Here is a 12,004-nt window from a genome sequence, read left to right on the forward strand (position 1 = left end):
CCCAATGGTTGCTATTGGGGTCGCAAGGGTCATGCAGGGAGACAATAAAGTGAAGACATGCCTGATTGTGGACGATTCTCGCGTTATCCGGAAAGTGTCGCGGCACTTGCTGGAAGGCATGGGCTTCGCGGTGGAAGAAGCCGCGGACGGCAAGATCGCGCTGGAACAGTGCGAACAGCAGATGCCCGACGTGGTGCTGCTCGACTGGAACATGCCGGTCATGAACGGCATGGAATTCATCGAGACGCTGCGCAAGCTGCCGGGCGGCGACGCCCCGCGCGTGGTGTTCTGCACCACCGAGAACGACATCGAGCACATCCGTGCCGCGATCGATGCCGGTGCCGACGAATATGTGATGAAGCCGTTCGATCGCGAAACGCTGCACATCAAGCTGCAACTCGTGGGAATGGCCTGAGGTAGAACCGCATGACGGGCCAGAGCGCCAGTCCAGTCCTGCCGGAGGCCTCGCGCCGCTCGGCCGGCGAAGTCGTGAAGGTGATGATCGTCGACGACTCGATCACCGCCCGCACGGTGCTGGGCCGCACGGTCAATGCCATCGAGAAGATCGAAGTCGTCGCCAGCGTTAGCAATGCCGAACGGGCGCTCGACTATCTCGACAACGCACGCGTCGATGTGATCCTGCTGGATCTGGAAATGCCGGGCATGGGCGGGATCGCCGCCATCCCGCTGCTGGTGAAGAAGTCGCGCGGGGCGCGCATCATCGTCGTATCCCACCATACGCCTGACGGCGCGGAACTGGCGGTGGAAGCCCTGTCGCTGGGGGCTACGGACACCTTCCCCAAGCCGACGTCCGGCAGTTTCGACCGCGAGTACCGGCGCGAGCTGGCGCTGCGCGTGGCCGCGCTGGGCAAGGACCGCACCTGCACGGTCAAGGTCGCCCCGCCCAAGGTCGAACTGGCCCAGCGCAAGCGCCCTGTCGCCGGTGCGCCCGAAGTACTGGCGATCGGCGCTTCGACCGGGGGCATTACCGCCCTCGAAGCCCTGCTCAAGTCGCTGCCTCCGCGCATCGGCGTCCCGATCATGATCAGCCAGCATCTGCCGGCCTCGTTCATGGACGTGTTCGCCAAGCAGGTTGCCAAGGCGTCCGGACGTCCGGCGCTGGTGGCCGTGGAGGGAATGCGACTGCGGCCAGACTGCATCCTGGTGGCACCGGGCGATGCGCACCTGGAGGTCAAGGCGGCAGGCAAGGACCTTGTCGTCAAGCTGACGCACGAGCGAGCGGCGACGGGCTGCATGCCCTCGCTGGATCCGATGTTCGCCTCGTTGGCGAAAGCATACGAAGGCCGCGTCGTCGCCGTGGTGCTGTCCGGCATGGGCCGTGACGGCACCGGCGGCTCCCACCAACTGGTCGAGGCCGGGGGCTGCATCTTCGTGCAGGACCAGGCCACTTCGGCGGTTTGGGGCATGCCGCGCGGCGTGGCTGAAGCGGGGCTGGCTTCGGCCGTGCTGCCGCCACAGCAGATCGGTCCGCAGGTCGCCAAGTTGCTGGGAATGGCCGCATGATCGAGCGGGACATGACCTATGAGGTGCTGGCCCGCCTGCTCGAAGAGCGCACCGGCCAGAACCTTACCCCAAGCCGCCAGTGGCGGGTCGAATCCGCTCTCTCGGCGCTGCTGCGCGAACATGATGCAGTATCCGTCGACGAGCTGGTGGCGCACCTGACCTCGCCGTTTGGATGCCCGCTGTCGTCGCGCGTGGCGGACGCCTTGCTTAACAACGAGACCTACTTCTTCCGCGACCAGATGATCTTCGATGCGCTGGCGACCGACGTGCTGCCGGACCTGATTGCCCGCCGCACCGCCAGTCGCCGGCTGAAGGTCTGGTGTGTCGGCTGCTCGACCGGGCAGGAGCCGCTGTCGATCGCCATGTTGCTGGCCGAGCGCAAGGCCCTGCTGGAGGACTGGAGCATCGAGATCGTCGCGACCGACGTGTCGCACCGTGCGCTCGAAGTGGCCAGGAACGGCAGCTACACGGCGTTCGAGGCCCAGCGCGGGCTCGACATGAAGCGCATGATCCGCTGGTTCGAAGAGGTCGACGGGCGCTGGAAGGTGTCACCGGAACTGCTGCGGAACATCACCTACCGGCACCACAACGTGCTGGCGACACCGCCGCGCACTGGCGAATTCGACCTGGTGCTGTGTCGCAACGTACTGCTGTATTTCGATGCCGCAACGCGCAGCAAGGCGTTCGGGCAGATCGCCACCGGCATGGCTCCCGATGGCTTGCTGCTGCTTGGCGCAGGCGAAACCACGGTGGGCCAGACGGCCTGTTTCGAACCGGCGCAAAAGCCGGCCGGGATGTTCCGCCTGACGGAAGCGGCACGCCGGGCTGCGGGCACCAGCGTGGCAGCCTAGGCCCCTCAGGCGGGCCCAAATTTCACTAGTTCAAGCTTTACAGTATCTTAAGCATGTTCCCTTACCTGTGCAGCCTTGGAATGGGATGGGCAGGGCTTCAGGGGTGATCACACTTAACCAGATCGAACGTTTTTCGCCGAGTTTTTCGGTGCTTTTTCCGCTGGTTGTGATGAGCATCGTGTTCGGCGGGATCCTCTATGCGCTGGTCAATTTCTCGTCGCCGCCGATCCAGCTGACACGCGGTGTCGTGCTGGGCAGCCTGGGCGCCTACGTGCTGTCGGTTACGCTGGTGGCCAAGTTCGGTTTCGCCAAGATGAAGGCGCTGGAGAAGGTCGGCCTGACCGACAGCCTCTCCGGCCTGCCCAACCGTCGCGCGCTGCATAACGATTTCAAGGCGCTGCACGGCGACGAACAGGAAGCTGCTCTGGCGCTGATCGACCTCGACGGGTTCAAGCAGGTCAATGACAACTACGGCCACTTCGTCGGTGATCGCCTGATCAACGAATGTGCCAAGATCTTCCGCGATGCCAGCGGGGAGGAGGCCACGGTCTATCGTCTCGGCGGCGACGAATTCGCCATGCTCACCGTCGGCCCCATCGCCTCCAACATTCTCGAAGGTATATGCCGGCGCTTGCTGGTGCGGCTGACCAAGCCTGTCGTCATCGACGATCGGGTGATCGTGATCGGCGCCAGCATCGGCCTTGCCCGCAGCGATCCGAACGACGGCCTGACCTCTTCCGAGATGCTGCGGCGTACCGATGTGGCGATGTACGCGTCCAAGCGTGCCGGCAAGATGCGCTGCACCTGGTTCAGCGAGGAATTCGATACGCTGCGGGAAGAGCTGGCCGCGCTGGACCACGATCTGCGCATTGCCCTTCGCGAAGGGCAATTCCACCTGCACTACCAGCCGCTGGTCGATGCCTCGACCAAGGACGTGGTCGCGGTCGAGGCGCTGATCCGCTGGACCCGGCCCGACGGCAAGCATGTCGGCCCGAACATCTTCATCCCGGTGGCCGAGGAATCCGGACTGATCAACCAGATCGGCATGTGGGTGCTGCGCCAGGGCTGCATCGATGCGTTGGGCTGGGACGACATCAAGCTGTCCGTGAACGTATCGGCGGCCCAGCTGCGCAACCCCGAATTCCCGGTGGAACTGGGCTACCTGCTGGAAGAAACCGGGTTCCCGCCCGAGCGGCTGGAGCTTGAAGTGACCGAAACGCATCTGGTGCTGGATTCGGTGATCGCCGGCAATTCGATGGATGTCATCCGCGACTTCGGCGTGCGCATCGTCCTCGACGATTTCGGCACCGGCTATGCGTCCATCGGCTTCCTGCGGCAGTTCCGCTTCGAGAAGCTCAAGCTCGACCGGTCGCTGATCGTCGAGGCGGCCAGCGACAATGGCATCCACGCCATGATGCTGGCCAGCATCGCGGTGGCGCGTTCGCTGGACATGGATGTGACCGCGGAAGGCGTCGAAACCGAAAGCCAGGCCGCGCTCGTGCGCATGGCCGGCTGCGACCAGATCCAGGGCTGGCTCTACTACAAGGCGATGCCCGCAGACGAACTTGAAGCAACCCTGCTGAACAATTCCAACGACGCCGAAAGCGTCGAGACGAAGATAGCCTGAACTTGAGATTGGAACAGGACATGGCGAGTACACCGATGAATTTCACCTGGTTCTCCAACAAGACGATCCGTAGCAAGCTGCGCATCGTCCTGGGCCTCGTGGCCGGGCTTTCGCTGGCCATCGTCACCACTGCCATCTTTGGCGTCGCGCGCATCCAGGACCATGTCGAGAGCGAGATCCGGGCAGCCGAAGCGGCCAGCAACGCCTCGCAGGCAAGCACGCGCCTGTTTTCCGCGCAGGACAGCGTCGACCGCTACCTGGAATTCAATGACGATGCCGCTCGCCAGGCTGCCGTCGAAGACCTCTATGTCGCGCAGGACGCGGTCGATGCCGCCGTCGAGCGCGTTTCCACGCTGGATACCGATGGCGCTGCGCTGGCTTCGCAACTCGGCGAAGGGCTGTCGCGCTACCAGATGTCGGTCGAATCGCTGGGCACCTCTGCCCGTGGCGACGAGGCCGCCCGCGCAGCCGTGCTCGAGGCCGGAGGCAATGCCTCGACCGCTGCCAGCGAGCTGCTTGCCGCGATGGACGAGCTGAACGTCGAAACGCAGCAAGCCGGCCGCGATTTCGCCAGTTTCCTGATCACGCTGGTGGCCGTGCTGGGCCTGCTGACCGTCGCCAACCTGCTGATGGCGTGGAAGGTCGTGCGCACCGATATCGGCCGTCCGATCGACCGCATTACCGAAGCTACCCGCCAGCTGGTCGCCGGTGACAAGGAGGCGCGCATCCCGCACGCCAACAACACCGACGAGATCGGCGAACTCGCCCGGGCCTTGAAGGTGTTCAAGGAAAACATGGTCGAGATGGAGCGGCTGCAGGCCGAAGCGGCGAAGGATGCGCAGGACAAGCTGCTGCAGACCGAAGAACGCGAGAGCGCCCGCGAAGAAGCCGCGCGCCAGCGCGATGCGCTGATCCGCGAAATGGTCGACGAATTCGAACGTACCGTGGGTGACGTGGTGAAGGGCGTTGCCGCTGCTTCCAGCGAGCTGCAGGCAACCGCCAGCTCGATGGCCGCCAGTGCCGAGCAGTCGGCGCTGCAGGCGGGCGATGTTTCCACCGCCCTGACCGAAGCGTCCTCGGGCGTGACCGCCGCTGCGGCTGCCAGTGACGAGTTCGCCATGTCGATCGGCGAGATCAGCCGCCAGGCTTCGACCTCGGCCGACCTGGCCCGCACGGCGGCAACCAATGCCACCGAAGCGAACAACACGATCTCCGCGCTCAATGCGGCAGCCGGCCAGATCGGCCAGATCGTGGAGCTGATCTCCAACATCGCCAAGCGCACCAACCTGCTGGCGCTCAATGCCTCGATCGAGGCGGCGCGCGGCGGCGAGGCAGGACGCGGCTTCGCCGTGGTGGCCGCCGAGGTGAAGGATCTGGCAGCGCAGACCGGCAAGGCGACCGACGATGTCGCCGCGCAGATCCGCACGATCCAGCAATCGACCGCCGCCAGCGTGGACGCGCTGCGCACCATCGGCGAGCACGTCGGCCAGCTGGAATCGACCTCGATTTCGATTGCTGCGGCGGTGGACCAGCAGTCCGTTGCCGGTCAGGACCTTGCCCGCAGCATCGATCTTGCCGCCCGCAACACCGACGACGTTTCGTCCAACATCGTGCAGGTGCGCGAAGGGACGATGGCAACGGGCGCCGCGGCATCGCAGGTGCTGTCGTCTTCCAGCGAGCTGGAAATGCAGGCCAGTGCCCTGCGCGCCAAGGCGGACGAGTTCCTCTCGAAGATCCGCGCCGCTTGAGCGAAGTCCGGTTTACCCGATGATGGTCGGGGTTCCGGTTACGACAATGGCCTGGCCGATCTCGATGGTCTGCCGGGCCATTCCGAACTGCATGGCGACGATGCCATAACGGCGCAGGTCGCGATCCGCGATCGTGGTCACCTCGTACCAGGCCCATTCCTCGCCGATGTCGAGCACCGTATCGCCAAAGCCCGGATAGGGCTCGCGATCGACCTGGAAGCGGATGCGCACTTTGCCCTTGTTGTCATCGGTCACGGCCGAGACAGTCCTGGCATAGAAGCCGAGCGTGATCCGCTCCCCCTCGCGCACGCGGGCCAGCAAGGGGATATTGGCACCGCCGATATAGGCCTGGCCACGCTCCCGCATATCGTACCGCATGGCAACGCCGCCGCCCGGAATCGACGCGTCGGTGATCGTCTCGCGATCCAGAGGGCCGTAGAAATCCCAGTCCAGCCGCGTGGGATCGTTGAGCAGGCCGCCGACCAGGATATCGTCGATCGCCTGCAGTTCTTCGGGCAGCCCGCGCGTGTTGCGTGGCTCGATGGGTTCATCCTGTGCGACGACGGGCGTGGCAGCGACGATGGCGAGCGCCAGCGGCGCGGCGGCAAGGACGCGGGTCAGTCGGTTCATGGCAACGGCTCTCCACAAGACAGATGGTGCTATTTGCACTCGTTGAGAACGTTAACATACAGCAGGCACTCCCCAGATTGCAAGAGTCTGGGGATCAATCGGCCAGCAGCGCCAGCGTGGCGAAGCTCGCCAGCCAGTGGGAGCTCATGTAGTGCCCGTCGACCGCTTCTATCGAGGCGGCGAAGTGCCGTTCGGCAAGGGCGCGCATGGCGTCGCAGCGCCACCCGTCGCGAAGTTGCCCGGCGACCGTGCGCAGCGCCCAGGCGCGGCTGAGGTTGACCCCGTCGAGATGGGCCATCTTGCCATCGCTGGCATCGCTGACCGACACCGGCCGGCATGAAGTTTCGAGCCAGCCGCCTTCCGGCAGCACGCGTTCGAACCACCGGACGAAGTCCCCCTCAGGCAATACCTTGCTCATCAGCAGGGCGACGCTGAGGACAGGGGAGAGGAATTCGTCTCCACCCGGCTCCCACCCGCGATATTCGGGCAAGTCGGCAAATTGCCTCTTCGCCCAGGCATCGATGTCGCGGCGTAGTTCCACATCGAACCGGTCCGCCCAGTCGAGTGTCAGCGTCAGCGCGAAGGCGGTATTGAAATGGGTGCCGACGGTGATCGGGTAGGACAGCTTGCCGAGATAGTCCCGGAAGCCGGCTGCGAAGAGAAGCGCGAGCGGCTCCAGCCGTTCGCCCCATGCCTCGTCTTCGTGAAGCGCGGCTTCGTGGTGGAGGTAGAGCAGCCAGCCCCAGCCATAGGGTCGCTCGAAGCCCGTCGAGGACGGCCGGCGGGCATAGGCGAGTTCCTGCGCGAGGTTGGCCTCGCTCAGCACCTCCCCGGCCAGACTGGCGGTTTCATCCGCCTCACGGGCTTCCGGAAACAGCCGCCGCAAGGTGAGCAGCATCCACCAGCTGTGCACGCAGCTGTGCCAGTCGAAGCTGCCGTAGAACGCGGGGTGCAGCTCGCGCGGCGTGCGGGCGTCGGCATCGCTGTCCAGCACGTGGTCGAGCTTGTTCGGGTATTCGCGCGTCACATGCCCCAGCGCGGTGCGGGCAAAGCGGCTGGCGAGGGCGGACGTCAGTTCCATCATCGCTTGCCATAGCCTCCGCCGCCCGGCGTGCGAATGATGATCGTGTCGCCCGGTGCCATGTCGGCCGCGCCCCTCGCGCCAAGGTCCAGCATGGTGCCGTCGGCCCGCTGCACCAGAGTGTCGCCCGGCGCCGCATCGCTGCCCCCGGCAATCCCGCGCGGGGCCACCTTGCGGCGGTTGGCGAGCATCTGCGCGCGCATGGGCTCGAGGAAACGGATCACGCGTTCGACACCTTCGCCGCCCTTGTGGGCACCCTTTCCGCCCGAGTCCGTGCGGATGGCGAAACGCTCGACGCGCACCGGCAGGCGCGTCTCAAGCACTTCCGGATCGGTCAGACGGGAGTTGGTCATGTGGGTCTGCACCGCGCTGGTGCCGTCATGGTCCGGTCCCGCGCCGGACCCGCCCGCGATGGTCTCGTAATATTGCCGCGTCTCGTCGCCGAAGGTGAAGTTGTTCATCGTCCCTTGCGACGGCGCGAGTGCACCCAGCGCGGCGAAGATCGCGTCGGTGACGACCTGGCTGGTCTCGACATTGCCCGCGACCACGGCGGCTGGCGGCTTGGGCGAGAGCATCGAGCCTGCGGGCAGCACGATCTCGACCGGGCGCAGGCACCCGTCGTTCAGGGGAATATCGTCGTCGATCAGGCAGCGCAGACAATAGAGCACGGCAGCGCGGGTGATGGCTTCGGGGGCGTTGAAGTTGTCCGGCAGTTGCGCGCTGGTGCCGGTGAAGTCGAACTGTGCGGAGGACGTGTCAGGGTCGATCGAGATGGCGACCGACACCTGCGCGCCATTGTCCATGGCATAGGCGAAGCTGCCGGGTTGCAGCCGCTGGATCAGCGCCCGGACGGAAGCTTCGCCGTGGTCGAGCGCGTGGCCCATGTAGGCGGCGAGCACATCCGCCCCGTGTTCGTTCGCCGCTTCGCCCAGCAGGTCCGCACCGCGAGCGCAGGCGGCGAGCTGGGCCTTGAGGTCGGAAATATTGCGGTCAGGGTTGCGCGCCGGATATTCACCAGCGCCCAGCAACGCGCGCAGTTCCGCCTCGCAGAAGCGGCCTTCGTCCACCAGCAGCACGTCATCGAGGCGCACGCCTTCCTCCGCGATGCTGCTGCTGTCGGGCGGCATGGAGCCGGGCGCGATGCCGCCGATATCGGCATGGTGCCCGCGCGCGGCGACGAAGGCCGCCGGGGCATCATCGTCGAGGAAAACGGGCACGATCACCGTCACGTCCGGCAAGTGCGTGCCGCCCGCGTAGGGATCGTTGAGGCAATAGGCATCGCCGCGCCGGATGCCGCGGTCGCTGGTCGCGCGGTTATCGATCACGCGACGGATGCTGGCGGACATGCTGCCCAGGTGTACCGGGATATGCGGCGCGTTGGCGATCAGCGCGCCAGTCGCGTCGAACAGTGCGCAGGAGAAATCGAGCCGTTCCTTGATGTTCACCGAGCTGGCCGTGCTTTCCAGCACCACGCCCATTTCCTCGGCAATCGCCATGAACATGTTGTTGAAGATGGCGAGGTGCAGCGGGTCGACCTCGGTCCCCAGCGCCTGCTTGTGCTCGCGCGGAAGGGCGCGGGTGAGGACCAGCGAGCCGTCATTGGCCATTTCTGCCCGCCAGCCTTGCTCGATGATGGTGGTGGAGCCGGGATCGGCGATCATCGCGGGACCGTCGAGCGCTTCGCCCGCCTGCAAGGTGCCGCGCGAACCGACGGCGCTGCCTGCCGCGAGGCCGCCGCTCTGGCCGCGACCCTCGACACTCAACGCCTCCAGCACGATGGGCGCGCTCTCGTCCGACCAGCCGAAGCGACGACGATGCTCGGCGCGGAAGCGGCTGTCGGCGTTATCCGCCAGCGGGAGGTCGAGCGTGGTATCGCTGCCGTCGAAGCGCAGCCGCAAGCGGCGGACCAGTTCGATCCGGTCGGCGGCGATGCCCTGTCCGGTCAGGTCCGCGGTGACCTGCGTCTCCAGCGCGGAGAGAGCCTCGGAGAAGTCCTCTTCCAGCGGCCGGACCACGCCGGCTTCGCGCATGGCCACCACCGGGGCGAGGCCGATACCATAGGCGGAGAGCATGCCCGCCAGCGGGTGGACCAGCACGGTCTCGATGCCCAGCTCGTCCGCCACGCGGCAAGCGAACTGCCCGCCCGCGCCACCGAAACAGGCGAGCGCATGGCTGCTGACATCGTGGCCGCGCGCGGTGGAGATGGTGCGGATGGCATTGGCCATCTCGTCCACGGCGAGGGCGAGGAAGGCCTCGGCCAGGTCCTCTGCCGCCATCGGTTCGGGCAGCGCTGTGCGCACTTCCTCCAGCCGGCTGCGCGAGGCGGCAGGGTCGAGCGGCTGGTCGCCGTCCGGCCCGAACACATGCGGGAATTGCGCCGGGTCGATCCGGCCGAGCACGAGGTTGCAGTCGGTCACCGTCAGCGGGCCGCCCTTGCGGTAGCAGGCGGGGCCGGGGTCCGCGCCCGCGCTTTCCGGGCCAACGCGCAAGGCGCGCCCGTCGAAGCGGCAGATCGAGCCACCGCCGGCGGCCACCGTGTGGATCTGCATCATCGGTGCGGCGATGCGGATGCCCGCCACCACGCTGTCGCCGGTGCGCTCGTACTCGCCCGAATAGTGACACACGTCGGTGCTGGTGCCGCCCATGTCGAAGCCGATCAGCTTGCCGTAGCCCAGCGCCTGTGCCGTCTCCACCATGCCCACGACGCCGCCCGCCGGGCCAGACAGCACTGCGTCCTTGCCGCGAAAGGCGCGCGCATCGGCGAGGCCGCCGTTCGACTGCATGAAACGCAGGCTGCCATGGTCTGGCAGGCGCGCGGCCAACTGCTCGACATATTGCCGGATCACCGGCGAGAGATAGGCGTCGGCCACGCTGGTATCGCCTCGCGGCACCAGCTTGATCAGCGGCGAGACCTCGTGGCTGGCGCTGACCTGGGTGAAGCCCAGTTCGCGGGCGATCTGTGCCAGCCGCGCCTCGTGATCGGTATAGTTCCAGCCGTGCAGCAGGACGATGGCGAGCGCCTCGAATCCCTCTTCGCGCAAGGCAGCAAGGTCGCGCCGCGCTGCGTCTTCGTCGAGCGGCAGCAGCACTTCGCCATCGGCCCCCACGCGCTCGGCAATCTCGACCACGCGGCTCTCCAGCCGCTCGGGCTTGACGATATGGCGCGCGAAAATCCTGGGTCGCGCCTGGTTGCCGATCTTCAGCGCGTCGGCGTGCCCGGCCGTTATCGCCAGTGCCACCCGCGCGCCCTGCCGTTCCAGCAAGGCATTGGTGGCGATGGTGGTGCCGATCCGCAGCTCGGCGATTGGCGCCTCGCCATGTTCCGCCAGGATGCGCCGCACGGCCTCGCTGGCGGCGTCTTCATATTGCGCCGGATCGCTGGAGAGCAGCTTGGTAGTCACCAGTTCGCCGGCGGGCGTTTCGGCAACGACATCGGTGAAGGTGCCGCCGCGATCGATGGCGAAGCGATAGGAACCGGTCATGCCGGTGCTCTAGGCGGGAGGCGGGGGGCTAGTAAATGGCCAGCGCGGGATAGTTCGGATCGTCGAGGATGCTGCTGATGAGGAAATGCTCGACCGCCTGTCGCCGGGCATCGGGCTGCTCGTCCTTGCGGTAGAACAGCAGGTACCAGTCCTCCACCGGCATCAGCTGCACCACGTTCTCGCGCATGGTCACCGGCAGCACGGCTTCGGAGAAGGAGGCAACCGCAAGGCCGCGCTCCAGCATGGTCGCCATCACGTCGTAATACTGCGTGTGGCAGACCACCTTGCGCGGACGCACGCCGAAGGTGTCGAGCGCTTGCAACAGCTCGCGCTCCTGCCGGCTGCCGACCGAGGGTAGGACGAAGGGCAGCAGGTTGATCTCGTCGGCGGACAGCGGCAGCGAGCGGCCCTGCGCGTGCTTGCGGTGCCCGAAAATGCCGCCCTTCACCTTGGACAGGCGCCGCAGCGAATTGCTGTCGTAGGGCTGGTCGGTGCGCATGTTGAGCAGGGCGAAGTCGAAGCGCCCGGTCTCCAGCGCGCGGATCAGGCCGGAGGATGGCGGCATGGCCTCCATCTCCAGCTCCACCAGCGGGTTGTCGGCGAAGAACAGGTCCATCTTCGGGCGGATATAGCCGTCGAACATGCCCTGCCCGATCAGAATGCGGTAACGCACCGGCTCGTCGGTTTCCGGGTTCGACTTGCGATGGCTGGCCAGCCGTAGCGCGGCCAGTTCGAAGGCCTGATAGTCCTCCAGGAAGGATTGCCCTTCCACCGTCAGCAGCGGCTTGAGGCCGGGGCGGCGATCGAACAGCCGCACACCCAGTTGTTCTTCCAGCACTTTTACCTGGTTGCTGACCGATGCCTGAGAAATGCCCAGCGCCTCCGCCGTGCGCCGGAAGGAGCCGCTCTCGGCGAGGCTGGCGAAGACCTCCAGCTGACGCAGGGTGAATGGCAGGTTTGGCATAATGAATATCTTTCGAAACCATACATAACTTCAAAATTATGGCGTGTCATTACTTTGCCATGCGTTGCTTCCGCTGCGTCCTCACCGGAAAATCCGC

Annotated in this window: 9 protein-coding genes; 5 read left to right on the forward strand and 4 right to left on the reverse strand. The window is 66.0% G+C overall.

Annotated elements, in window-relative coordinates; translation table 11 throughout:
- Nucleotides 1–49 precede the first annotated feature (49 nt).
- The 5 genes from OZN62_RS11125 (at nucleotide 50) to OZN62_RS11145 (ending at nucleotide 5,750) form a co-directional block, all read left to right on the forward strand.
- Nucleotides 50–415, forward strand: coding sequence for a response regulator (locus tag OZN62_RS11125; protein ID WP_269099797.1), 366 nt, complete (start codon nucleotides 50–52; stop codon nucleotides 413–415).
- 11 nt (nucleotides 416–426) lie between these two features.
- The gene (cheB, locus tag OZN62_RS11130; RefSeq protein WP_269099798.1) at nucleotides 427–1,524 is read left to right on the forward strand and encodes a chemotaxis-specific protein-glutamate methyltransferase CheB; all 1,098 of its coding nucleotides are present in this window, start codon (nucleotides 427–429) and stop codon (nucleotides 1,522–1,524) included.
- Entirely contained in the window at nucleotides 1,521–2,375 is an 855-nt protein-coding gene (locus OZN62_RS11135) for a CheR family methyltransferase (RefSeq protein ID WP_269099799.1), read from the forward strand. The genes cheB and OZN62_RS11135 overlap by 4 nt, the downstream gene beginning before the upstream one ends.
- 169 nt (nucleotides 2,376–2,544) lie before the next feature.
- A complete protein-coding gene (locus OZN62_RS11140) occupies nucleotides 2,545–4,002 on the forward strand; it encodes a putative bifunctional diguanylate cyclase/phosphodiesterase (protein WP_269099801.1) in 1,458 nt (485 codons plus the stop codon).
- 20 nt (nucleotides 4,003–4,022) lie between these two features.
- On the forward strand, nucleotides 4,023–5,750 hold the full coding sequence (locus OZN62_RS11145; RefSeq protein WP_269099802.1) for a methyl-accepting chemotaxis protein: 1,728 nt from the start codon (nucleotides 4,023–4,025) through the stop codon (nucleotides 5,748–5,750).
- Nucleotides 5,751–5,762: 12 nt separating this feature from the next.
- On the opposite strand, the gene OZN62_RS11150 is transcribed toward OZN62_RS11145, so the two are convergent.
- The 4 genes from OZN62_RS11150 to OZN62_RS11165 all read right to left on the reverse strand — a co-directional run bounded on the left by OZN62_RS11150 (nucleotide 5,763) and on the right by OZN62_RS11165 (nucleotide 11,907).
- Nucleotides 5,763–6,380 carry a hypothetical protein gene (locus tag OZN62_RS11150; protein WP_269099803.1) on the reverse strand — a complete coding sequence of 206 codons (618 nt, stop codon included), beginning with the start codon at nucleotides 6,378–6,380 and terminating at the stop codon, nucleotides 5,763–5,765.
- 94 nt (nucleotides 6,381–6,474) lie between these two features.
- Nucleotides 6,475–7,464 (reverse strand): DUF2891 domain-containing protein, encoded by a 990-nt coding sequence (locus OZN62_RS11155; RefSeq protein WP_330848746.1) that lies wholly within the window; start codon nucleotides 7,462–7,464, stop codon nucleotides 6,475–6,477.
- Complete coding sequence (locus tag OZN62_RS11160) at nucleotides 7,461–10,943, reverse strand: hydantoinase B/oxoprolinase family protein (protein ID WP_269099805.1); 3,483 nt, start codon at nucleotides 10,941–10,943, stop codon at nucleotides 7,461–7,463. Before OZN62_RS11160 ends, OZN62_RS11155 begins: the two co-directional genes overlap by 4 nt.
- Before the next feature lie 28 nt (nucleotides 10,944–10,971).
- Entirely contained in the window at nucleotides 10,972–11,907 is a 936-nt protein-coding gene (locus tag OZN62_RS11165) for a LysR family transcriptional regulator (RefSeq protein ID WP_269099806.1), read from the reverse strand.
- Nucleotides 11,908–12,004: the final 97 nt, after the last annotated feature.

Origin of the sequence: Aurantiacibacter sp. MUD11 (assembly GCF_026967575.1) — a bacterium.
Taxonomy (GTDB): domain Bacteria; phylum Pseudomonadota; class Alphaproteobacteria; order Sphingomonadales; family Sphingomonadaceae; genus Alteraurantiacibacter.